17 protein-coding genes and 1 pseudogene are annotated in these 23,227 nt (G+C 58.8%); 3 read left to right on the top strand and 15 right to left on the bottom strand.

Going from position 1 to position 23,227, the window contains the following annotated elements; all coding sequences use genetic code 11:
• Window positions 1–976: 976 nt before the first annotated feature.
• Window positions 977–2,644: an ABC transporter substrate-binding protein gene (locus P3C39_RS31410; protein WP_127808939.1), complete on the top strand. Its 1,668-nt coding sequence runs from the start codon at window positions 977–979 to the stop codon at window positions 2,642–2,644.
• A 464-nt stretch (window positions 2,645–3,108) separates the two neighbouring features.
• A complete protein-coding gene (locus tag P3C39_RS31405; RefSeq protein WP_127808938.1) occupies window positions 3,109–4,851 on the top strand; it encodes a CocE/NonD family hydrolase in 1,743 nt (580 codons plus the stop codon).
• Here the strand turns inward: P3C39_RS31405 and P3C39_RS31400 are convergent.
• From P3C39_RS31400 to P3C39_RS31360, 9 genes and pseudogenes are all read right to left on the bottom strand, one after another.
• The gene (locus P3C39_RS31400; RefSeq protein ID WP_275954949.1) at window positions 4,834–5,337 is read right to left on the bottom strand and encodes an ATP-binding protein; all 504 of its coding nucleotides are present in this window, start codon (window positions 5,335–5,337) and stop codon (window positions 4,834–4,836) included. The two genes, P3C39_RS31405 and P3C39_RS31400, sit on opposite strands and share 18 nt — an antisense overlap.
• A gap of 599 nt (window positions 5,338–5,936) precedes the next feature.
• Window positions 5,937–7,385 carry an amidase gene (locus tag P3C39_RS31395; RefSeq protein WP_127383243.1) on the bottom strand — a complete coding sequence of 483 codons (1,449 nt, stop codon included), beginning with the start codon at window positions 7,383–7,385 and terminating at the stop codon, window positions 5,937–5,939.
• A gap of 146 nt (window positions 7,386–7,531) precedes the next feature.
• Window positions 7,532–8,533, bottom strand: a complete 1,002-nt coding sequence (locus P3C39_RS31390) for an ABC transporter ATP-binding protein (RefSeq protein WP_275954950.1) — start codon at window positions 8,531–8,533, stop codon at window positions 7,532–7,534.
• Window positions 8,526–9,533, bottom strand: coding sequence for an ABC transporter ATP-binding protein (locus P3C39_RS31385; RefSeq protein WP_275954951.1), 1,008 nt, complete (start codon window positions 9,531–9,533; stop codon window positions 8,526–8,528). Before P3C39_RS31385 ends, P3C39_RS31390 begins: the two co-directional genes overlap by 8 nt.
• Window positions 9,530–10,462 carry an ABC transporter permease gene (locus P3C39_RS31380; RefSeq protein ID WP_127808936.1) on the bottom strand — a complete coding sequence of 311 codons (933 nt, stop codon included), beginning with the start codon at window positions 10,460–10,462 and terminating at the stop codon, window positions 9,530–9,532. The genes P3C39_RS31385 and P3C39_RS31380 overlap by 4 nt, the downstream gene beginning before the upstream one ends.
• A complete protein-coding gene (locus P3C39_RS31375; protein ID WP_127808935.1) occupies window positions 10,462–11,460 on the bottom strand; it encodes an ABC transporter permease in 999 nt (332 codons plus the stop codon). The genes P3C39_RS31380 and P3C39_RS31375 overlap by 1 nt, the downstream gene beginning before the upstream one ends.
• Before the next feature lie 419 nt (window positions 11,461–11,879).
• Complete coding sequence (locus P3C39_RS31370; protein ID WP_275954954.1) at window positions 11,880–13,235, bottom strand: Glu/Leu/Phe/Val dehydrogenase; 1,356 nt, start codon at window positions 13,233–13,235, stop codon at window positions 11,880–11,882.
• Window positions 13,236–13,507: 272 nt separating this feature from the next.
• A pseudogene (locus P3C39_RS31365) lies at window positions 13,508–14,910 on the bottom strand (aspartate aminotransferase family protein).
• A gap of 13 nt (window positions 14,911–14,923) precedes the next feature.
• The gene (locus tag P3C39_RS31360) at window positions 14,924–16,402 is read right to left on the bottom strand and encodes an NAD-dependent succinate-semialdehyde dehydrogenase (protein WP_127808934.1); all 1,479 of its coding nucleotides are present in this window, start codon (window positions 16,400–16,402) and stop codon (window positions 14,924–14,926) included.
• Window positions 16,403–16,725: 323 nt separating this feature from the next.
• Between P3C39_RS31360 and P3C39_RS31355 the strand changes: the two genes are divergently transcribed.
• Entirely contained in the window at window positions 16,726–17,250 is a 525-nt protein-coding gene (locus P3C39_RS31355; protein WP_127383200.1) for a leucine zipper domain-containing protein, read from the top strand.
• Window positions 17,251–18,081: 831 nt separating this feature from the next.
• Here P3C39_RS31355 and P3C39_RS31350 read toward each other — a convergent pair.
• From P3C39_RS31350 to P3C39_RS31325, 6 genes are all read right to left on the bottom strand, one after another.
• On the bottom strand, window positions 18,082–18,801 hold the full coding sequence (locus P3C39_RS31350) for an aspartate/glutamate racemase family protein (RefSeq protein ID WP_127383198.1): 720 nt from the start codon (window positions 18,799–18,801) through the stop codon (window positions 18,082–18,084).
• A gap of 282 nt (window positions 18,802–19,083) precedes the next feature.
• On the bottom strand, window positions 19,084–19,230 hold the full coding sequence (locus P3C39_RS31345) for a hypothetical protein (RefSeq protein WP_164781865.1): 147 nt from the start codon (window positions 19,228–19,230) through the stop codon (window positions 19,084–19,086).
• 88 nt (window positions 19,231–19,318) lie between these two features.
• Window positions 19,319–19,984 (bottom strand): polysaccharide deacetylase family protein, encoded by a 666-nt coding sequence (locus tag P3C39_RS31340; RefSeq protein ID WP_275954952.1) that lies wholly within the window; start codon window positions 19,982–19,984, stop codon window positions 19,319–19,321.
• 520 nt (window positions 19,985–20,504) lie between these two features.
• The gene (gene ehuB / locus P3C39_RS31335; protein WP_346016465.1) at window positions 20,505–21,350 is read right to left on the bottom strand and encodes an ectoine/hydroxyectoine ABC transporter substrate-binding protein EhuB; all 846 of its coding nucleotides are present in this window, start codon (window positions 21,348–21,350) and stop codon (window positions 20,505–20,507) included.
• A gap of 640 nt (window positions 21,351–21,990) precedes the next feature.
• On the bottom strand, window positions 21,991–22,251 hold the full coding sequence (locus tag P3C39_RS31330; RefSeq protein ID WP_127808933.1) for a hypothetical protein: 261 nt from the start codon (window positions 22,249–22,251) through the stop codon (window positions 21,991–21,993).
• Between the two features lie 6 nt (window positions 22,252–22,257).
• A complete protein-coding gene (locus tag P3C39_RS31325) occupies window positions 22,258–22,416 on the bottom strand; it encodes a transposase (protein ID WP_164781922.1) in 159 nt (52 codons plus the stop codon).
• Window positions 22,417–23,227: the final 811 nt, after the last annotated feature.

Below are 23,227 nucleotides of genomic sequence, written 5' to 3'. Positions count from 1 at the left end.
AGCGCTTGCGCTCCAGATGGCACTCTGAAATATCAACAAAACGATTATTCCGTTATTTTCGTCATAACTTTCAACAATACCCAGATTCTTGGCGACCCGCCCCAATAGAGGTGAAATGGGGAGGCGAAATGTGGCAAGTCTATCGTTGCTCAAGTTGCTCAAGAAGGGCGAGACCGGTAGCCAGCGGCCTAATGCCCTCAGCATCGGAGGGGAAACGATCATGTTCATGGCATCACGCCGGAAGTTTTTGAAAGCACAGGGCATCGATGCCGGCAATTCGTATGCAAAGCCAATGACGGTTTAAGGGCGAAGTATCCTATTCGGCAATATGTAGAATATTAGGTCGGCCCGTGGAAGAAGGGACGAAAATGCATCATTTTCGCATCTTCGCCCTTCGGCTGACGCGATTTCTATCAATAGAATCTACCACTCAGAGAAGTACCCCTCGAAGATTCTGCTCCCCATTCTTCCAACGCCGTTGCCAAAGCGCCAGCACCGGAATGCGGCACGTTACGAGGCCAGCCTTGTCGCGCCGTTCGTCTTCCGGCTAGCGGATTCGAGGTCGATGATCCATCGATGCTCCGCGATGGCTCTCATCGACTTGCCGTTGGCCTACCATTTAAGGCAAAGAGCCTGCCGGGCGGTGAGCTCGACCTGAACGATCGCCGTCGCCTCGGCCTCCTGTTGTTCGAGCTTCGCATGGAGGAGCGCAACGGCTGTCACAGCCGCAGGCTGATGTTCGACTGATCCCGCTAAATCGCGTTGTTAGGAATCTCTGACCTCCACCAGCAACACGCCGGTAATATGCGTGGACAGCGAGAACACGCCAAGTTCCTGCGCGACTGGGCAGTATTCGCAGTAGATGGCCATTTTACGCTGCTACATTCACGAAGCGGGCACTGAGCGGCCTTTGAAACCCGCATGACAAGGGGAACCGCCGGGTCATCACGTAAGCCCGGTCTAAAGGGAGGACAGAATGAAGGAGTGGTTATTTAGTCGTCGTGCCGTCATGAAGGCGATGCTTATGGGAACGGCGGTGCCTTGGGTCCTGACCTCAAGGGCGTTCGGCGCGTCATCCTGCAGCGATCACATCGTGCGCGTCGGCGCCATCGCCGCCCCCGACTCGCTGAACCCTTTTGCCAGCTGGAGCAACTGGTGGCCACTCATCTTTACTTATGACTACCTGGTCGGTGTGGAAGCCCAGCGACACGACGATCGAAAGGGCTTTGCCAAATCGTGGTCCGTCGCCAACGACGAAATCACCTGGACGTTCAAGATCTGGCCCGGCATGATGTGGTCGGATGGCAAGCCTGCCACTGCCAGAGACGCCGCGTTCACCTATAATTACCTGCTCGGCTCCATGGGTAAGTCGGACGAACTGAACAGCGGCTTTAGTAGCACCGCCGGCTTCGACCAAGTCCAATCGATAACGGCCCTGGACGACGAAACGTTTCAAATCGTGACCAAGATCCCCACTCGCTGGCCAATCGACAGCGGGCCATTTATCGTTCCCGAGCACATCTGGAAGGACGTCAGCTACGCCGATGCGCGGGGCACCTTCCGCAATGATCCGCCGCTGGTGGGCACCGGACCCATGATCGTTTCGGAGTTCCAGCAGGGCCAGTTTGCCCGCCTCTCGCCGAACCCGTACTTCCGCACTGGGCAGCCGGCGACGGCAGGGATGGTCTTTCATTTCTTCAATGTGGCCGATCCCATCGCTCAAGGTCTGAAGAGTGGAAGCCTCGACTATGGCGTCAGCCTCACGCCTGCCCAGTGGGCCGATCTGTCGAAGGATTCTGCGATGGAGGTCGGTCAATCCCGCATTGAGCAGCGGGACTATTTGGCCTTCAACACCGGCTCGGGGGACGGTGCAGGCAGCACCAAAGCCCTTCAGGATGCGGCGTTTCGCGATGCGATCGGCTACGCGATCGACCAGAAGGCTATCGTTGAGCGGGCCTACCGCGGTCACGCCGACCCCGGCGTGGGGTTGGTGATGCCGGTCGCGGCCGATTACTACTCGGACCTGAGCGACATCAGGCGCCACTTCGATCTCGCCGAGGCAGCTCGCCGGCTCGATGCCGCCGGCTATCGGGACACGAACGGCGACGGCATCCGGGAGGACAAGGAGGGAAACAGCTTCCAGCTAGAGCTGATTACCGGAACCCTCTCGGGCACCCTTGAGATACCGATCGCGGCCGTACAGCTTATTGCAGGCTGGTTGGGACAAATTGGCATACCCGTATCGGTAACCCAGCTCGAATCCGGCGCGCTTGACGCACGCACGGCAGCCCCAACAAAAGGCGGCGGAGGCTGGGACCTGGTCGTTAAGGCGGGCTGGCGCGATCCCAGCGCTCGCAGCCTGCTCTCATTGGGCAGCAGCAAGGATACCTACAACACGTCGAATTGGACGAATGAGAAGTTCGATCAACTTCTGTCGCAGGTCGAGGTCACGGTTGACCGCAAGAAGAGCCGGGAGTTGGTAGACCAGGCGGCGCGCCTTATTTACGCCGAAGCGCCCTACATCATCCTATCATACCCCTTGGTGCTCGAGGCCCGTCGCAAGGATTGCTTCGAGGGATGGGGGAACGAGGATATGATGTCGATGTGGAGCTACTTTCCCTTCGATCGCCTGAAGCCGGCCTAAGATATCGTAGTGGAAAAGGAGATTAGATGAGCCGGCACATCGGGCGGATCCTCCTCATACCATAGGTTCCGTCCTGCTCTTTTCGTGATCATTCTGGTCGTCGGCGTGACGAACTGGACTTTCATTACACGCATCGCTCGGAGCCAGATGCTGTCATTGCGAGAACGCCAATTCGGTGAGCGCGCCAAGGTTGTCACTAGCGACGTCAACATCATGGTACGCCATCTCCTGCCAAACCGCGTCCCGTAGGTCGCAGCCAACGGTGCTCTGGTTTATCGCGGGCGCGATTTATACTGAGACTGCTGTCTCATTTGTGCTCGGTGACCCTTATGGTGGGGGCACTTTGCTTCGCTCGCCCAGCGCGCGGGCGCCGCCAGCTCAGGAGCTTGGTGGTACCTTGGCGGGCCGGGCGTTTGCGTGCTCACCGTCTCGCCGATGAAAGCAAACCAGGAAAGGTAAAACATATGAAAAGTGGTCAGGCCGCCGCCTTCCCAGAAGCTGACGTAGTTCGCGACATCGGCTATGTATCTACGCAGGACGGTACTCGAATCGCCTATATTTCATACCGCCCCAAGTCGGGCCGCTACCCGACCGTGTTCATGTATGATCCATATAATGCAAGCGCGACTCCTTTCCAACAGGCGAAGGAATTTCTCGACGCGGGCTACGCTTTTGTGGGCGCCAATATGACCGCGACAGGTTGCTCGGAGGGTATTATCGACCATTGGTATACGCGAAAAGAAGGAGTGCATGGCGCCGAAGTGGTAGAGTGGATCGCTAGGCAGCCCTGGAGCGACGGCAATGTAGGGATGGTTGGCAACTCATCAGCGGGGTCGAGTCAGCTCTGGGTCGCAGCAGAACGCCCTCCCCACTTGAGGGCTATCGTGCCGACGGGCGTCGAAGACGATTTCGTAAATCACGAGTACCTAGGTGGTGTGGCGCAGCCGGCCCTTGTAGAGTGGGCCTTTAGAACCCAGTTCCTAATTCCTTTGTCTGGCATGGAGTGGCGCATCAACGAAGGTGATGCCCAATGCGATCAAATTTGCGAGAGTGGCAGACAGATAATCAAGCGTCCGTTTTTTGACGAGATGCTAAAGCACCCAGTTAAGGACGAATGGTGGGATCTGGTGTCTCCGGTCCGCCCTGACGTCGCAGGCGAGATCAATGTCCCGACCTTGATTGTTGCCATGTTTCAGGATTTCGGCGCTACAGCCGAAAGCCTCAAAATATTCACACAGCAAATGGCTGAGGTGAAGAACAAGAAACTCGTTATGATAAACGGGGATCATGGAAGCGCCGGGCTTGGACCACGCGGCTATAGCATTATAGATGCAGAGCGGATGAAATTCCTCGACCGTTGGGTGAAGGGCGTGAAGAATGGAATAGAAAACGAACCGCCGGTGACTGTGTATTGGGAAGTTCAGGTACCCGACGGAGATGCCAAGAAGTCAGTTGCTGGGTGGGTTACACATCACGAGAGGTGGCCGGATCCTGCTGTCGAGCGTCGTCCCTTGTATTTGACGGCCGATGCTAAGCTGTCCCCTGACCATACGGGTCCTAGCCCAGACGACGACGGCGCCCGTCTCTACCTGTACCCGACAGGTGTAGAGCTGGTCAGCGACAATCAGCAATTCGCGGTCGAGCCGTGTTCCACCGGTGTTTTGAATTATAGATCGGCACAGGCGACGTCGGATATGACGCTGCTTGGAAACCCCGAAGTGAGGCTATATCTCGGGATCGATAGGGGAGACGACGCTGACCTCGCATTAACTCTGAAAGACATTGGTCCTGACGGGAATGTGCTCTTCCTCCAGTCAGGCCTCCGACGCGCATCATTTCGCGAGATTGACGAAGTGCAATCACACGCTGACGAGGTGGTGCCTACTTTCCGTAAGAGCGAGAAACTCGAACCGGGAAAGATTTATGAAATACGGATGTCTTTGATCGGGCCGATCGCGCATGTGGTGCGGAGCGGACATAGTCTCGAGCTGACCATCGGCGCTCCGAGCGCTAACAGGGGCCTTCCGGCTGGCGCGATTTCTATTAATAGAGTCTACCACTCAGAGAAGTACCCCTCGAAGATTCTGCTCCCCATTCTTCCCAACGCCGTTGCCAAAGCGCCAGCACCGGAATGCGGCATGTTACGAGGCCAGCCTTGTCGCAAGGAAACGAGTTTCTGCCCCGGAGGACTACTGCCGCTCCAGTGAGCTCATGGAAATCCAGGTGGAAGCGCTGCTGGTCGGTGAGGCTGTGAGTCCCAAAGTCGTCGAGGATTGTCGATGAGGCGCGCGAAGCGGCCATCGACGCGGGCGAGCGCAAGGTTCACGAACAGGCGCGGCACGCGCACATAGAGCACGGAATGATCGAGCCGTGCCGCTTGCCGGCCGAAGGCAGGCCAACCACGACTTGCCGGGGCCGGTCTGGCCGGTGACGATTAAGTTCTCATGCGCCTTCAGCCATTCGCCCTGGGGCGAGCGCCATGGTGTTGCGCCGGTGAGCCCGCGCGACGCGGCAAAGTCGATGTCTTCGATGCAAGCTTCGGGAAAGCGCAGCTTGGCGGAGGCGAGCCGGTTCCTGAGGCGCTTCTCGGCACGCATGGCAACCTCGCGGTCGAGCATCAGGCCGAGCCACTCGTCGCGGCTGAGCTCATTGGCGCTGCTCTGTTCAGCCAGCTCCCGCCAGGCGGCGGCCACGCCGGCCAGGCCGAGGCCTGCATCTGATCAAGGGTGGGGTTTGTCAGCATTCTTTCTTCCTTCCTTCACTGGCAATAGGTGCTGCCGCGGATGTTGGCGCGCGGCAGTCGCCGGCCAACCCAATCAGCCGGGCGGCCACAATCGGCCCCAACACCGCCATTCTGGTCGAGCGCATGATGCGCGACCGGCCGCATCCGGAGCAGGGATACCGCGCGGCCATGGGCATCCTGTCACTTTCGCAGCGCTATGGGTGGGAACACGCAAACCGGTCATAGGAATCGACCTGTAGAACTTGTGAACGCGTCACACCGCCGACTGAAACGGCGGTCTTCGAAGAAGCAACGGTCGATCTCGCTGCGACCGTATGAGGATCCATGCACTAATAAACGATAGCCGCCAGCGGGATCCTTAAACCGCTTCGGAAATCTGACCATTGACGTGGCTTCGTGACCTCTGGAGGTATCCGCTCAGGCTCACCCCTATCCCAAACGTACGCCCGGGGTCCGTTCCCGCCACGACAAGGTGTTGTGCGGGATCATCGACCATAGCTTTAAAAAAGGAGGAATAGGCGTAACCGGTGCAAACTAACGACAGCATCCTTAGGTTGCCGTCAGCTGTTTTCCGGCGAGGACGTCTGGACGTCGGCGGCTCCACGGTCTGGCCTCCTCTAGATCGCGTGCAACGCGGACTAGTGTGGCCTCGTCGCCAAAGCGGCCAACGACCTGCAGTCCGATGGGCAGCCCGCTGGCGCTTTGTGCCAAAGGCAAAGACACAGAAGGCTGTCCGGTCACATTGAATACACCGAGGTGTTGGTAAAGCGCCGGTTCCTGTTGAACAAATTCTTCTGCGGAAATTGTCGGGTGCAGGAGAGAATAGATACCGCCATGCGGTACGGCGACCGTGGGCTGTGTAGGGGTGAGTAAAATGTCATAAGGATCGATTGCCTCGCCGACGCTGAAGCTCATCCGCCGGATCGTTTCAAGTACATCTTTTAAAATAGATAAAGGTTGATTTCGGCCTTTTTCGTAAAACTTTAGGCTGACTGGCTCCAAGGTGTCGCTGCTGACTATACGGCCCATATCGCGCGCTGCGGTTGCAAGCGCACTCGCGTCGAGATCGTACAAGCCGAGCAATATTTTTACAAACTCTTCGGTGTCATATGGCGACGTGATGTCCGTTACCACATGGCCCATTTCCTCGAGAAGTGAAGCCGTTGATTCAACTGCCTGTAGGACTTCCGGTTCGATATCGACCGCCCCCCATCTGGTTCTCGCAACCCCGATCCGCAGACGCCCGGTGGGCTGGGATAACTCGTCCACATACGGGCGATCCGGCTTGACGATGACAAAAGGGTCGCCAGGATAGGGACCGGAAAAGACATCCAACGCGGCGGCCATATCGCGCACAGTTCGGCAAACAACAAACGTTCGAGAGAGGCCAAATGATGAGTCCTGTCGATCCGGACCACCTGAAATGCGCCCGCGGGATGGATTCAGCCCGACCAGGCCACACCATGACGCAGGATTGCGAATCGAACCGGCGCCGTCGGAAGCATGTGCAATTGGAGTAATGCCGGCAGCCACCGCCGCGGCGGCTCCCCCGGACGAGCCCCCTGTCGAGCGTTTCAAGTCCCATGGATTGCGGGTGATCCCATTGAGTATAGTTTCAGTCATTCCGGATGCGCCGAACTCCGGCGTTGTTGTTCTCCCGATAGTGCGGAGTCCAGCGGCTCGGGCACGACGAAAGAAAAAGCTGTCGGTGTTGGAGCGATTGCCTTTGAACAGGCGGCTTCCCTTCTCCTGGAGGCGTCCAGCTTCGGTGGCTCCAAGATCCTTGCGAAGGAACGGCACACCATTGAAGAGCCCTTCGTCCGCGCCAGCAACCGTCTCAGCATCTTCGTAGAATTCGATAACGGCATTGATGTGTGGATTCAGCTCGTCGTGGGCCTGGTGGGCCAAACGCGTCAGTTCCACAGCAGTCACTTCGCCAGTGCGCACGAGAGAGGCCAAACCGGTGGCATCATACTTTGCGTATTCACTTAGCCTCATTGCAGATATCCCTTATTCTTGGCACCAAGAAAAATATACTCTTTAGAGGCTCGCTTGACCTGAACACCAGCGCGCTCGTGCACGAACCGCCATTCGAGCTGCCCAGCCGAACAGACCGGGCACGCCTGAAAGGCTGCCTCGGCCCATCACTTCGCAAGCCAGCACGCGGACAAGTGCTGCGGCCCCACTTCGACGGCTGGCGGCTCCTCTTCTCGACAGCGGTCGATGGCCAGCGGGCAACGGGGATGAAAACGACACCCCTTCGGCACCCGCGCGGCACTTGGAACCTCGCCCTGCAGGGCCGGCAGCTCCCCGCGATCTGCGTGGCCGCCAATCTGCGGCGTCGCGCCACGCAAAGCGACCGTGTACGGATGGCGTGGGTTGAGCGTGATCTCGTCGGCGCTACCGATCTCGACCAACCTTCCAAGATACAGGACCGCAATCCGGTCGGCGATCAACCAGGCGAGCGGCAGGTCATGGGTGATGAACAGCAGCGCCATGTTGTGCCTGTCGCGCAGGTCAACCAGAACCTGAATTATCTGTGCACGTATCGAGACATCGAGCATCGACACAGGTTCGTCAGCGACGATGAGATCCGGCTTCACGGCAAGCGCTCCGGCAATCACAACCCGCTGACGCTGCCCGCCGGACAGCTCGTGTGGGAAGCGGGAAAAGAAATCACCGGGTGGATTGATCCCGGCGGAAGCAAGAGCTTCGCTCACCCGCTCTGCAAGCTGTTTGCCATTCTCGACCAGCCGTAGTGAACGCAGCGGCTCCGCCACGATATCGAACACGGTGTGTCGCGGATTAAGAGCCTGATAGGCGTCCTGGAAGATCATCTGTACGCGATGCCGGTAAGGACGCAGGGCCGAGGAGCCTCGCTCCGAGGTCATGTCGCGGCCATCGAACAGCAACCTGCCGCCTGTCGGCTGGGCAAGTTTGGTGATGACGCGGCCGACAGTCGTCTTGCCGCTTCCCGATTCCCCTACGAGAGCGACGATCTCACCCCGTCCCACGGTGAGGTCGATCCCGTCTACCGCGCGCACGGCGCCAGCAGGTCGGCCCAGGACACGGTCGAACACGCCGCCCTGTATAGGAAAATGGACCTGCAGGTTCTCCAGACGCAGGAAGTCGGCGGTATCAGTCATGAGCTGCGACCTTGTCTTCTTGCGAGGACCGGTGAAGGTGACAGGCCACGCGTCCCCGCCCGAATTTATCGAGAACGGGAACTTCGGTCGAGCAAACCCCCATAGCCGACGGGCAACGTGGGTGGAAAGCGCAGCCTGCGGGTCGGCTCCGCAAGTTAGGAGGATCACCGGGTATTGGCCGGATCATTTTTTTGCCGTTCTCCGGGTTCGGGATCGAGTCGATCAGCAGCCTGGTGTACGGGTGCTTAGGCTTGGCGAAGATCTCAGCGACAGTGCCGTCCTCGACGATCCGGCCCGCGTACATGATCATCACGCGATCACAAGTCTCGGCAACGACAGAAAGATCGTGGGTGATCAAAATGAGGGCAAGGTTAAGCCGCGATCGCAACTCAGCCAGCAGTTTGAGGATCTGAGCTTGTGTAATGACGTCCAGCGCCGTGGTGGGCTCATCACCGATGATGATTGAGGGGCGACACGCGAGCGCCATGGCAATCATCACCCTTTGGCGCATTCCGCCCGACAATTCGTGGGGATAGGCGGCGCCGCGATCCGCCGGAATGCCGACAAGTTCGAGCAGCTCCCTTGCCCGGCCGATCGCGTCAGCCTTCGGCATCCCGAGCTTCAGCATGCATGGCTCGGCGATCTGCTTGATGATGCGGTGAACGGGATTGAGCGCATTCATCGCGCCCTGAAAGACGACGGACGTCTCGCTCCAGCGATGTGGCCGCATCGCCGCATCATCGTCGATCGGCAGTCGCTGTCCGCGATAGCGGACCTCGCCCTCGCTTACCCGCGCGTTGGGCGATAGCAGACCGGCAATCGCCATTGCGGTCGTGGTCTTGCCACTGCCCGATTCACCGACGAGGGCGACGGCCTCTCCGGCTCGCAACGCGAAGCTTACGTCGTCGATTGCTCGCAATGAAATGCCCTTGAGCCTATAGTCGACAGAAAGCCGGTCGACCTCCAGCAGCGATGCCATGTCTCGGGAGGAGTTCGTCATGGAATTACCCGCCGCCGTGGATTGAACGTGTCGTCGAGGGCATTGCCAATCAGGACGAAGCTAAGCGAAACCGTAAGCGCGCACAGCCCGGGGGCGCCGAGATACCACCAGGCTCCAGCACTGGCCGCACCGGCGCGCTGGGCGAGCGCAAGCAAAGTGCCCCATGAAGGCTGCAACGGATCGCCAAGCCCAAGGAACGAGAGCGAGGTCTCGACATAAATTGCGCCGGCGACGACCAGGGCACCATTGGCTGCAATTTGCGGCACAAGATTGGGGAGGATGTGCCTTACCATGATGCTCAGATTGCTGCTGCCCGCAACGCGCGCACGATCGACGAATGTTCGCTCCTTAAGCGACATGGTCTGGCTGCGAACGATACGTGCGACGAAGGCCCAGCTTGTCAGGCCGATAACGACAATGATCACGAAAAGAGAAGGACGGAAGCCAAGGATATCTCGGCCCCGCCCCATCACCTCGAGAACCACGGGGGTGATAACCAGCGCCAGCACAAAGGAAGGGACGACGAAAAAGAAATCTGTTAAGCGCATCAGCCAGACGTCAACCCAGCCACCGAAGTAGCCCGCGGTCATTCCGACCGTCGCGCCGACGATGAGACTGATCACAGTCGCCAGCAGCGCGATCGTGAGCGATATCCGGGCACCATGGACGACCAGATTGAACACATCTCGCCCTACTTCGTCCGTCCCCAGCAGATGCTGGCTTGATGGTGGCGCGAGGAAATCGCCGGTTGCAGTCATCGCTGTCTGAAGCGGTCCCACCAAAATATTCGGTACCGCTGCCAGCACAAGAAAGAAGACCAGACATACGAGGCCCAGCTGAGCCCCGCCATGACCAAGAAATTGGCGCAGAAATCCTTTGATCGCTCGCGCTCGGCTGTGCCTGGAATATTGAACAGTACTTTCACTCATTACCGAACTCTTGGATCGAGAAGGCCGTAAGCAAGATCGGCTACGAGGTTCGCGATGACGATCGACGCACCAAGCAATAGGAATATGCCCTGAAGGACTGGGTAGTCCCGTGCATTGAGCGCCTCGACCGTCAGTCCGCCGATCCCCGGCCAGGCGAAGACAGCTTCGACAGTGATGGCACCGGCAACTACGTAGCCGAGATTGAGGGTGATTAAAGTTACGACCGGCAGCATTGCGTTGCGAAATGCATGCCGCATCAGCATCTGACCATTGGTCAGCCCTTTGGCCCGTGCCGTCACCATATAGTCCTCGGTGACTACGTCGCTCATTGCGGCACGAGCGACCACGACGTATTGACCGATCAGTCCAAGGGCCACCGCGGTGACCGGAAGCGCCAGATGCCGCAGGTAATCGAGCAATGAACCAAGGGAGCCGGTGATCGCGCCGGGAGAGTATGCACCGTAGCCCGGAAGCCAGCCCAATGACGTACTGAAGATCACCACCAAGAGCATCCCAAGCCAGAAAGATGGCGTCGAGTAGAGCGCCAGAGAGGCGCCAGTGGCGATATGGTCCACGGCTCCTCCCCTGCGCCAACCCGCATATAGACCAAGCATAACCCCGGATAGGATAGCGATGAATTGGGCTAGGCCGACCAGGGCAATGGTGGCCGGCAACCGCTCCAGGATCAGGTCAGCGACGCGCTGGCCCCTGAACTTAAAGCTGTAGCCGAAATCGCCACGGAGAGTTGCCGACAAGTAGTCGACCACCTGATCAGGGAACAGCGGCCGATCGAGGCCCCAGCTTTGGCGCTGCGCCTCGATTTGCTCAGGGGTCACGCTGATGCGTGCCCCACTAAGCAGAAGCGCGGAAGGATCGCCCGGAATGACTCTGAACAGGATAAAGTTGAGGATCGCCACCATCAGAAGCGTGACGACCGCCCTGACAAGGATGCTCCCAAGGCGCCGGCTCGTGCTGCCCGCCGCTACAGCGTTAGCCATCAAACTGGCCTAAGGCGATCAAACGGAAAGTAGCCCCACATCGACATTATATCCTCAGCCCCCCGCGATTTTCCGCTATCCTTGATGCCGGACGCTCAGTGCCCGCTTCGTAAATGTAGCAGCGTAAAATGGCCACTTACCGCTAATAATGCCCATCTGCGCAGAAAATCCGCGTTTTGCCCCGTCCACGCATATTTCCGGCGAGTTTCTAGTAAGGTCAGAGATTCCTCGCAACGTACTCCACGGGATTAGTCAACACGCGCGGGAGCGTCGTTCTAAGGACGCGGAATGACTGCAGCCCCAGCAGGTCTGCGCGGCAATGGAAACCCCCCAGCATGCTAAAATGGGAAGAGACCGCTCCGCGTGGCAACAATGATGTCTTTTGATTTCTGACGACACTCGGTTGTGCTCGATGACGCTCAGATCCCTAAGGCCTCATAAGCGCCGGCGATCTGTCGAATGGACGCGACATAGGCGGCTGTCCTGTAGTCGCCGAGTTCCGGCTGCTCCTCAAGGAGCTCGGCGATACGTGCCGAAGTGCTCCGCATGACGTCCTCGAGGCCGGACCGAACCAGATCAATCTCGGCGCCTCCTTCAAGAAATTCATCACGCATATCGGCGGGAAACGTATTGCCTGTCATGCGCTCGAGCGCTGTGGCGATCGTCTGGTTACGTCGCTCTCGCCGCCGTCTTTCCATTAAGCCGAATGGAATGTGGGTCAGGTTCTTCACCCATTCAAAATAGCTCACCACAACCCCGCCCGCGTTGACATAAAGATCGGGGAGGATCGTCACGCCTCGGGAGCGCAGCACCTGATCGGCCTCGAAGGTGATCGGGCCATTAGCGGCTTCGACAATGAGATGCGCTTTGATGCGCTCGGCGTTGTCGATGTGAATGGCATTCTCCATCGCGGCGGGGATGAGGATGTCGCAGGGCTCTTCCAGGCCCGTCATGTCGCCCGCGAAAGATTTGGCGCCGGCAAAGCCGAGAATGCTGCCTGTACGCAACCGATGCTGCTTCAGCGCCTCGACGGGAAGACCTTCGGGGTTAGCGACATATCCGTCGCGTTCGGCAACGACCGTGACGCGCGCGCCATCTTCCTCGGAGAGGAATTTGGCAGCGTGGTAGCCGACATTGCCAAATCCCTGGACAATGACGGACGCTCCCTTGAGGTCCCGCCGTCCAACTATTCCCCCGGTACGCGGATCGCGGAGATAGCTCTGAATGGCGAATTGCACGCCCCTCCCCGTCGCTTCGGTCCGTCCCGCAATCCCACCCTTGGAGAGCGGCTTCCCCGTCACGCAGGCGCGCGCGTTGATCACATCCACAGGATTGGCCCTGCGGAACTCGTCTGCCATCCAGGCCATTTCCCGCTCGCTCGTGCCCACGTCCGGAGCCGGCACATTGAGGCCGGGACCGATCAGACCGCGCTTTGTGAGTTCCTGTGTGAAGCGCCGGGTGATGCGTTCGAGCTCTTGCGGAGCCCATTCGCGCGGGTCGATCTTGAGCGCGCCCTTCGAGCCTCCGAATGGCACATCGACTAGCGCGCATTTGAGCGTCATCAGCGCCGCGAGCGCCTCCACTTCCTCGGCATCGGCATCAAGCGCGAACCGGATACCGCCTTTGACTGGCTCGCAATGTTCGCTGTGCACCGAGCGCCAGCCGATGAAGCTGTACATGCGGCTGCGCAGTCTCACACCGAACCGCACCGTGTAGGTCGAGTTGCACTGGATGATTCGCTCGGCCAGCCCCTCGGGCAGATCGAGAAACTTCATCGCATGTCGGAAATTCTGGTCAACGCTCTGCACAAAGCTCGTGGGAGAGGCTTGCAGCAGAACCGCGCTCTCCCGGGTCATCGCCACGCGCGCTTCGCCCGCATGAAGTTCTGGTGGTGTCACGGCACGCAATTGAGATATCCTCTTTCAATTCACTGGGCGCCACGGCTTTGTAAAGCACTCGGCTAAGTGCCGTTGAGCGCGCAGGATCAATCAAACTGGCCTGCTTCCTGGTACTCACAGCCTGAGGGATTTTCGCCATCCATTTGTTTTTAGATGTTGTGCCCTTCCCGGACCAGCTCGTCCATGACCGCGCTCACCGCAGCTTCGGAAATGGAAACGATCTCATCGACTTCCTCCTTGGACGTAACTAGCGGAGGTGCAAAGCCCAGAATATCCCCATGCGGCATGGCTCGTGCGATAAGACCCCGATCGCGAGCAGCCTTGGAGATGCGCGCGCCGACCTTGAGACTTGGGTCGAACCGAACTTTCCTTTCCCGGTCGGCGACAAACTCAATCGCTCCCATAAGCCCGACCCCACGCACTTCACCGACGATGGGAAGCTGCGCAAAGGTCATCTTGAGTTGCCTTTGAAAATAGCCTCCGACTTCGCGCGCATTGCCTGGAAGGTTTTCTCGTTCAACTATATCGAGAACCGCGTTCGCAGCAGCGGCTCCGATCGGGTGACCGGAATAGGTGTAACCATGCGAGAATGCTCCGACGCGGTCGGCCCCTGCTTCAAGCACTTCATAGACCTTCTCGCCCACGATGGCACCGGACAGCGGGAAATACGCCGACGTGAGGCCTTTGGCGACGGTGATGAGATCAGGCTGAATCCCATAGTGCTGACAGCGGAACATCGAACCGGTACGGCCAAAGCCTGTAATCACTTCATCCGCGATCAACAGGACGTCGTGTTTTTCGAGGACTGACTGAATCGCCTCCCAGTAGCCAGCGGGAGGAGGTGTGATACCACCAGTCCTCAGGACTGGTTCTCCGATGAATGCACCCACGCTATCCGGCCCTTCCCGCTGGATGAGATAATCCAGCTCGGCCGCGCGACGCATTGAAAATTCCTGCTCTGGCTCACCTGGCTCAGCTCCCCAGTAGAAGTGGGGTACGCCGGTATGGAGAACTTGCGGCAGCGGAAGGTCCATGTGGTCATGATAGAAGCTCATTCCTGTCATCGAGCCGGACATGACACTGCAGCCATGATAGCCGCGCTCGCGCGATATGATCTTTTTCTTGTTCGGCTTGCCGCGAAGATTGTTGTAGTACCAGACGAGCTTGGCCTGCGTCTCGTTCGCGTCGGAGCCAGACATGCCGTAGAAGACTTGCTCATCTTGCCGGGCGCCATCTTCACTAGGCGGTCAGACAAAATTGCGAGTTCGTCGGTCGTGTGTGCGGCGTAGGAATGATAATAGGCGAGACGGTAAGCTTGGCGAGAAATCGCCTCAGCGATATCGGTGCGGCCATAGCCGACGTTAACGCAATAGAGGCCAGCGAATCCGTCGATGAGCTCGATGCCATGCGCATCCTTGATGCGGATGCCCTTGCCAGTCTCTACGATCGTCGGCTCACCAAGCTTGCCGGTAGCGAAATCCTTGAGCTGGGTGAATGGATGCAGGACGCTGCTTCTGTCCTTTTCGCCAATTTCCCTGATATTGATCGTCATTGGGCACATCCTCTCAAGCCGCAAGATTTCCAACGCACGTGTATTTTGGTTCCAGATACTCGGCGAGACCGTGCCTGGAGCCTTCCCGGCCAAGGCCGGACTGCTTCCACCCGCCGAACGGGATGGGCGCCCCAGTGAATTTTGAGGTGTTGACCGCAACCATGCCGTATTCGAGCCGGTCGGTGAGCCGCATCGCGCGGTTAAGGTCTCGAGTGTAAATATACGCGGCAAGCCCCATCTCCGAATTGTTGGCGCGTGCAAGCACCTCCTCTTCGTTGTCAAAAGGCAGGATCGCAGCCACAGGCCCGAAGGTCTCCTCTTTGGCGACCCGCATGTCGTCGGTCACATCGGCGAGCACGGTCGGCATCACGAAGTTCCCACCAAGAGGGTTATCCTTGGCCCCGGCTACCATTCGAGCCCCGGCCGAAAGGGCCTCGGAGATCTGCTGCCTGCATTTTTCGGCGACGGACGACCTGGTCATCGGACCAATGTCGATCCCAAGCTCCAATCCGTGCCCGACTTTCAGTTTTCTCGTGGCCTGGGCGAAATCTTCTACAAAACGATCATAGACTCGCAGCTGAACGTAAATCCTGTTCGCTGCCAGACAGTCCTGGCCGGATGTAGCGAACTTGGCTGCCATGCAGCCCGCGACCGCGGCTTCCATTGGCGCGTCATTGAAAAGGATGAAGGGAGCATTGCCGCCAAGTTCGAGTGAAGCTTTCTTCACAGTCCTTGCAGACTGCTCGAGCAGGATCCGGCCGACCTCGGTCGAGCCCGTAAAAGAGAATGCCCGCACGTCGGTATGCTCCAACAGCCGCTTGGCAAGTGGCGGAGCTTCGCCTGTGATCACCTGAAAGACGCCTGCGGGGATGCCCGCTTCCTCGGCAAGACGGGCAAGCGCAAGCGCCGAAAGAGGCGTTTCTGGGGCTGGCTTCACGATCATGGTGCAGCCAGCCGCCAGCGCGGCCCCAGCCTTTCTGGTAATCATCGCCGATGGAAAGTTCCATGGCGTGATAGCGACCGTCACTCCGATGGGCTGCATCTGTACGGTTAATCGACTTCCGGGCAGATGGCTGGGGATGGTTTCGCCGTAGGCCCGCTCGCCCTCCGCTGCAAACCAGTCAAGAAAGCTGGCGGCATAGGAAATTTCGCCGCGAGCCTCGGCGATCGGTTTGCCTTGCTCCGCGGTCATGATCACGGCCAGGTCTTCCGCGTTTTCGCGCATCCCGGTCGCCCACATCCGCAGGTATGCGCCCCGTTCTGAAGGAAGTTTGTCGCGCCATCTCAGGAATGCCGTTCTCGCGAAAAAGACCGCATCGTCCACATCTGCCATTTCGCAGGCTGCTACCTGAGCCAACTCTTCTCCGGTAGCAGGATCCACCACTGCGAGCGTTTCCGGCTTCGAGAGCCAAGTGCCATTAACATGAGAGCGTTTTTGCAGAAGGTCGGGCCGTCTGAGGCCCTCCAGTGCAGCGCTTGCGGTGCCTTCCATCTTTGACTCCAGGTCGAGCGTTCGATTACATCAAACTACCGGCCCAACAGCGGCGATCGACAGCGCAATTACAGACTTCAAAGCCCTTCTCCTGCAAAAATGGAAACGCCTCCGAATTTTTCCTTCGTTGAGACTGAAGTCCGGCCCTAATTCGAAAAACGGGACTGATGAAGAGAAAGCGATTTTGTAACCAACCGACCGGCGGTTCTGCGTGAGCAGGAGTCGGGAGCGCAGGTGTAGCCATGAGCTTTCCATAGGTTGTCCATCAGGTCCGGACCGGGAAAGCTGTGGTTGTCGAAGCTTCAGGGATTCTCGGAGGACCGATGAACATCCATAAGAATGCCCGGCTGACGCCACTCGGTCGAGAGCGAATTGTAAGGCAGGTCGAGAGCGGGCATACGCCGGAGGCCGTCGCCGAAGCCGCAGGCGTCTGGCCGCGGACGGTTCGCAAATGGGTCGACCGATATCGCCGCGAAGTTGGCCGGGATTGCAGGATCGCTCGTCTTGCCCTCATCGGCTGCGACGGCCGACGCCTGGGCCGATCATCGACACAATCGAACGTCTGCGACGCGAGAAGTGCTCCGGCGGAGGATTGCGGCGGAATCCACCGCTTCTACCAAATACTCGACGCGCTGGCCGACCCACCACCCCAACCACGCCGACGCCACGGATGGGCCGAGGATTACGATCCTCCCTCGATTCACCGAATCAACGCGGGGTGCACTCGGGCAACCGACACTGGATCGAAAGAACCGCCTTTTCGATCCGGGCTCGCCGACCTGCTGGGTAGCGCCTCGTGGAACCCGTCCAGTCGTAACCGGACGGCGAGGCCGACAGCCAGACGGTAGCGTGCGGCACGGAACCAACCTTGGTCGATCCGTAAAGCTGATCCTGCCAGGCGAACCCAGTACTGCTCAACACAGGCGGATCTTGTCAATCGATTGGTCGCTAGGCTATCAGACAGGTTATGGCGAACGACGGATGAACGAAGTCACGGACTACACCATGCCGAATTGGCCGGCGACGGTTCGATTGCGATCACGTTACTGTCACAACCGCGGCGAGCCAAAGCCAAACGCGCGACTTTTCTTCAACAGTGGGGTGATTGGGATCAGCCCCCGAGCTGAAATGAGGGCGGCTGCTCCTGTCGTGAAAACGTGATCGATGTAAATCGCCACAAATCATCACGAAGGATGCCATGAAGTATTTTGCTGGGCTGGACGTCTCTATCCGTGCACCACGAGGCCGGACAGCCCTCACGTCACGAGCATAACCGCAGCCGTATGGATGCGATGGCCGTTGAACATCGGCACCGAATAACAAAATAGCGGCGTCGTCGTCGCTTCTAAAACGTGGCGCTGCTCGGAAGCCAGACCTTCCGGTCGCGGCCTTGGCCGAGGGTGCGGCGCACTTGCCTTCTGGGCTTCCCACCTGCCGCTCGGCGACCACAATTGCTCCAGTTCCTGTCGTGATCTCGTGCTCCACCCCAACTCGCCGCCGGCTCACATGCGCCGCGAAGTGGAACGGGCGGCAGAAAGCCGCCCCGAGCCGGATAGCCGTTCGGGCCGATTCGCCGGGCGGACCAACCACTGGCGGGAGGCACAGTGGGCCGCCAGCGCAACGCGATCGTCTAAAAGTCAGATTTGAACTCGACAAAGTTTCAACTGGGACTCCTGCTATTAAGACATCCCGATAGGATTTTCAATCGCATCGACACTCCAAAGCCGCCCGACCCCTTCGGTCCCTCGGTAACCACCGATCCGGCAGGCATGCCACACGGTCGCCTGGTTGGCGGTGATCACGGGCTTGTCGAGAGCACGCTCGAGCGCTGAGATGGCAGAGTATGTCACAAGGTTCGTACAAGCAAGGACGATGGCCTCAGCCTGAGGGACATCGACCTCGTTGGCGAGTCGCACAATACCCTCGGATTCGAGCTCGCCTATTCCTCCCTCCAGTCCAAGGCTGCGGCTGGACAGCGGCTCCAGCCCGGCTTCTGCGAGGTAGCGCACAAACTGTGCGGTTGTTTCCGGAAGATAAGGCGCACCAAGCGCAAGCTTGCGCACGCCTAGACTGCGGCAGGCAGCCACCAGGGCGCTGGACGTTGATGTCCCCGGTGCGTTAGCGGCGCGAGAAATCCTGTCGATGATTGAGCGATCACCTGCGTGCCCTTTTTCAAAGCTGGCCGAGGTGCATGCGTAAGCGATCGCCGCGGGTCCAATGGGCCGCAAGAGCTGCGCGGCTTGGTCAAGGTCGCCATCATTGACGAGCGTGGTGGCCGGGGTTTCTGGAAAAAATATCCTTGTCACGTGCATCGTCGCATGAGGCGGGGCGAACTGCCAGAACTCGCGGTCGTGAACTCCGTCGGAAGGGTAGAGTATGCCAATCCGCAAGTGGTCCATCTCAGTGCCCTCAGCCAATACTCGATCTCTTGTTAATCAGTAACCGTTTTCGCGAATGTAGTAGCAATACGGGCCGCCTTTGCGCAAATCACCACTGATGAACGCAGGACACCGGCGTTTTCTTGCCTCGTGCATAAAGAAGACGACTTGCTGCTGCGGATCGGAACTAAACTGGTCGGATAATCCAAATCATTTACCAAATTGGGGGTTAAGAGCCTTGAGCGACACGGCACGACGCCCCCGCTGGATGGCCGCCGAGAAGGTGGCCATCGTCAACGAAACCTACGAGCCAGGCGTCACGTCAGTCTGTTCGTCCGCCGGCACGGCATTGCTCCAGAACCAGCTCTTCCACTGCGAAAGCTGGCCGCCCAAGGTGCCCTGACGGTCGCTGGACGTAACGTGGCGGTCGAAGGAGATGTTCTTTGACATTAATTTCGTCCATGCTTGGGCGTTTCACCAAAAACTGGTCGGGTTCCTCTTGCAGCAGGCCGGCATTGCAGATTTTGCTTGCATGTGTTCAGAGGCATGAGGCCGCATGCTTCGCTACCTGATGATGAGTGGCGAACCAAACGTCGCCTTTTGCTTTAGCGCATCGAACTAGTTCTTCTACGATCCAGACCCTTGAGCGATATCCGATCACGTGCGGATGCAGAGTTAGCTGGAATAATTCGGCGTCTTGATACGCCCCTTCAAACTCTCGAATGAATACAGATAGTATCGCGTCGAGAGACATGTTTGGTCGCAACGAATCAGCAGGACTCATCCAAAGATAAGTTGCATCGTCTCGAATCCACTCTACTGGTAACTCAATGACTCCTGTTGGTTTTTCGTCTCCCAGAAACTCATAGCAACTATCATAGGCCATAAGTGATGTGTCGTATGTCAATCGCCTCTCAAGTATAATTTGGAGAGTGCGTCGGAATAGTCCCACGATGGAGTTCGGATCCGTCGGGCGTTTTGAAGCGATTTTTTCAAGGACGTCGGCGCTCCTCATCATCAAAGAACGCTCGCTCTCCACGCTCAGTTCGGAGTTCAGCTCATGTATCCAGCCGTGCATCCCGATTTCATGGCCTCCACCGACAACCGCGCGTTGCTCGTCTGGATACAGTTGAGCGATTACAGCGGGAATGAAAAAGCTCGCTGGTACGTCGAATTTTCTTAGGAGCTCCAAAACCCGAGGCATCTCCCGTCGGCTCCCGTATTGACCCCAGGATAATCTACACAGGGACTGCCCTCCCCTGCGCAATTCGTTCGACTCGTGATCGACGTCGAACGAGATAGCGAAGGCACAGCGTTTGCCGTCGGGCCACGTTGGTCTTAGTGCCTTGCCCGCTCTGACTTTGTTTACGCGCCGCCGCCATGGCTTTCAGACCATTCCCAGGGATTGACTACGGTTGAATTGGGCACTTGGCTGCTCCTGAACGGTATCCCCATCGACGTTCCGCGGAACAATTCGATATATCCCAACCAGCGTGGCGGCCAACGGGGCGAGACCCGGATCAGGCCGACAATCAGCCCTGCACGATCGCCGCGAGAGATGCCCCGAGGGTCACGATCAGGGTGATCGCAACGCCTCTAGCCAGCCGCGGACGCTGAAGCCGAGCGCGAGTTCCTTCACGTCTGTGCCCTCCCGCTGGACGCCCCCCCCCCCGGCGTCAAGCCGGGGAGGCGAGTGAGGTTCATGAACGTGAATTCCGCCAGATCTAGTCCTTGCAGAGTTCCGCTGTCGTGGTACCGTCCGGCAGGTTGGTTTTGCCGTAGCCATATTTGCCGACCATCTCCATCATCTCGTCGGAGCCGATATAATCCTTCAGCGCGGCGTTGAAGGCATCGACTTCCGCCTGCTGGTTGGGTAGGAAGGCGAGGCCGGGATAACCGGAGGGGGAGGACGAGGTGTATGGATCGGCCAGCTCGATGCTGTCGTCCTCGTCGGCAAATTTCTTCAAAGTGAAGTAGTCGCCGCCGCCACTGGCGGCGCGTCCAGCCTTCACAGCCTGGACAACCTCCGCCGCTCCCGCGACCTGCATGACCTTGTCGTCGGCGATGCCGACTTTTTTCGCGATGTTCACCGCATTCCAGCCGGCGGCGGTGACAAACATGAGGCCCTTGTCGCGCACGTCCTGGTAGGAGTGCAGTTCTTCCGGGTTGCCCGTCGGCACGACTAGCGCGTCGCTGAAGGCGCCGAGCGGTTCGGTGAACAGCACATTGCGGCAGCGCTCGGGCAGGATGAACATGCCACCCGTGATGATGTCGAAGCGACCGGCCTGCAGGCCAGGGATCAGCGAGCCCCATTCGGTGACGATCGGCTCGACCTTGGTCGTGCCCAGCCTCTTCAGAATGTCGATCGTCATCGCATTGACGAAACCGAGCGGCTCGTTGTTCTCGCCGGGATAGGCCCAGGGAATCTCGTTGGAGAAGCCGATCCGGATTGCCTTTGCGTTCTTGATCTTATCGAGCAGCGACTGCGCCGAAGCCGAACCGGCAAACGAGGCCATTGCCATCGCCGCCATGCCGAGCGCAGCCATTCCCCTCAGGATTGCACGCCTCAAGGGATCGTTCCTGTTTTCATTGTGTTTCCACTTTTGCATCGTAGTTCCTCCCAGCTCACGTTTGTTTGACCGCTTGTCACCCGAAAATGGACGTGAATGCGTTCACATCAGTTGTGATGCGGCGGTTCCTCTCGTCAAGTTGGCTTCAAACTCGCGCTTTGATACCCCCGGGACCTTTTAGCTAGCCAATCGCTGATAGGAGACCGGAACGCTTAGTGCCCGCTTCGTGAATGTAGCAGCGTCAGGTGGGCGTTTTCCGCCAATTATACTCCATGGACGCAGGAAGTCGGCGTTCTCTCGCGACCTGCGCATATAGCCAAACCACTTTTAATGGAGAGGGATTGTCCTCGCTCAACGAGGCTTCGACAGCGCAACCGAGGCGCGAAGCAGGTGCTCGCGCACTGCGGATAAGCTCCGCAAGCTCAACGGCCGGCATAAAGCCAATGCTCTCAGCGGACTGGCCGCACCAGCTTCGCGCCTAATCCGGCCTGAACACCACCCGCGTCTGGCCTGCCAAACCCCAGACCCGTCCCCCCAAACGATCTTCACCTGTCGGTGCGTCGGAAGACCTAAAGCGCGCCGTTGGACTTGTCCGAGCCAGCATCGCGCACCAGTGCCAGAAGGGCCGTCGGGACCTTTTCTAAAATCGACCGGATGGCTGGCGACAAACACCTGCACGCTGGCCAGGATCATGCCTGGCCGACCGCGCGATCCTGGCCAAATCATCCTGGCCGACATCGGCGCCAGCCCGAATGACCACATCGCCCAAACAGATCTCCACCGTTGAAGACGCCGCTTGGCTGACCTCGACAAAGCCAAGCCGACCCGCATCCCGCTGCGGCGTGACCGCACCGCTCTTGATCGCCTTGCGCCGCCAGCCGAACAGCTGCGAGGTCGCCATTCCAGCCTATCGCGCGATCGCCGACACATTCGCGCCCGGCTTCAGCGTCGCCTTGATCAGCCGTGCCTTTGCTTGCGCCGACCAGCGCCTGCGCGCACGCTGCGGGCTTGCCTCCAGCCGGTTCGGAACTGCCTCAAGAATATGGAAACTTCTATCATCAGACATAGGCGCAGACCCAGACATTGACACTGCAAGCTCCTCGGCCCCTTCAGTGTCATCATCTCTCGCCCATCATCTCATGCCACGGCAGATGGGATGCGTTCAGCGCTTTCGGCTTCTGAGAGGTAGCGCTCAAACTGCGCGGCTGTTTCCCGAAGATAAGGCGCACCAGAGCAGGCTTGCGCACGCCCAAAGCGCGGCATGCAGCGACGACCCCGCTGGAGGTTGAGGTCGCCGGTGCATTGGTGCCAAGGGCGATACTGTCAATGATCGAGCGGTGACCTGCATGCCCCTCTTACAAAGCTGGTCGAGGTGCACGCGAAGCGATCGCGGCAGGCTTGATCGGCCGCAAAGCCTGCGCGGCTTAGTCAAGGTCGCTGTCGTCGACAAGCGCCGCGAAGCATCTCAAGGGCCGGAAAACGTACCTTATCACGTGCATCGTCGAGTGAGGAGGGGCGAGACTGCCAGAACTAGCGGTGGTTGCGGCCCGTCGGAAGGGTAGATAATGCCAATTCGCAATTGATTCATTTCAGTCCACGTTCCAGCCAACGTCTATACCAGAGTGATCAGTGCCGCTTCGTGAAGGTAGCAAGTCAAATGGGATGGTTGCACCGAATAATCCGCTATGTACGCAGGCCACCCGCGTTTTATGGTTGCCCGCGCATACTAGCCGATGTGTTGCCGGTGTAGAGTGGGAGACACGTTGCTCAGCAAGCCATTCTCGCCGTTGCGGTGCTCCGAGGCCCCGCGTATTCGCTACCTCGCTTCCAGCACGGCACTGAGGAACTGCCGCGTCCGCTCGTTCTGCGGATCGCCA

This window comes from Mesorhizobium sp. XAP4, assembly GCF_029269325.1.
GTDB classification, from domain to species: Bacteria; Pseudomonadota; Alphaproteobacteria; order Rhizobiales; family Rhizobiaceae; genus Mesorhizobium; species Mesorhizobium ciceri.
The sequence above is the reverse complement of the archived record's forward strand: the minus strand, read 5'-3'. Positions and strand labels throughout refer to the sequence as shown.

Coding starts and splice junctions, on each gene's coding strand:
- P3C39_RS31410 (WP_127808939.1), top strand. CDS start 977: ATGAAGGAGTGGTTATTTAGTCGTCGTGCCGTCATGAAGGCGATGCTT.
- P3C39_RS31405 (WP_127808938.1), top strand. CDS start 3,109: ATGAAAAGTGGTCAGGCCGCCGCCTTCCCAGAAGCTGACGTAGTTCGC.
- P3C39_RS31395 (WP_127383243.1), bottom strand. CDS start 7,385: ATGAGGCTAAGTGAATACGCAAAGTATGATGCCACCGGTTTGGCCTCT.
- P3C39_RS31390 (WP_275954950.1), bottom strand. CDS start 8,533: ATGACTGATACCGCCGACTTCCTGCGTCTGGAGAACCTGCAGGTCCAT.
- P3C39_RS31385 (WP_275954951.1), bottom strand. CDS start 9,533: ATGACGAACTCCTCCCGAGACATGGCATCGCTGCTGGAGGTCGACCGG.
- P3C39_RS31380 (WP_127808936.1), bottom strand. CDS start 10,462: ATGAGTGAAAGTACTGTTCAATATTCCAGGCACAGCCGAGCGCGAGCG.
- P3C39_RS31375 (WP_127808935.1), bottom strand. CDS start 11,460: ATGGCTAACGCTGTAGCGGCGGGCAGCACGAGCCGGCGCCTTGGGAGC.
- P3C39_RS31370 (WP_275954954.1), bottom strand. CDS start 13,235: ATGAAGTTTCTCGATCTGCCCGAGGGGCTGGCCGAGCGAATCATCCAG.
- P3C39_RS31360 (WP_127808934.1), bottom strand. CDS start 16,402: ATGGAAGGCACCGCAAGCGCTGCACTGGAGGGCCTCAGACGGCCCGAC.
- P3C39_RS31355 (WP_127383200.1), top strand. CDS start 16,726: ATGAACATCCATAAGAATGCCCGGCTGACGCCACTCGGTCGAGAGCGA.
- P3C39_RS31350 (WP_127383198.1), bottom strand. CDS start 18,801: ATGGACCACTTGCGGATTGGCATACTCTACCCTTCCGACGGAGTTCAC.
- P3C39_RS31345 (WP_164781865.1), bottom strand. CDS start 19,230: ATGTCAAAGAACATCTCCTTCGACCGCCACGTTACGTCCAGCGACCGT.
- P3C39_RS31340 (WP_275954952.1), bottom strand. CDS start 19,984: ATGCCTCGGGTTTTGGAGCTCCTAAGAAAATTCGACGTACCAGCGAGC.
- P3C39_RS31330 (WP_127808933.1), bottom strand. CDS start 22,251: ATGGCGACCTCGCAGCTGTTCGGCTGGCGGCGCAAGGCGATCAAGAGC.
- P3C39_RS31325 (WP_164781922.1), bottom strand. CDS start 22,416: ATGTCTGATGATAGAAGTTTCCATATTCTTGAGGCAGTTCCGAACCGG.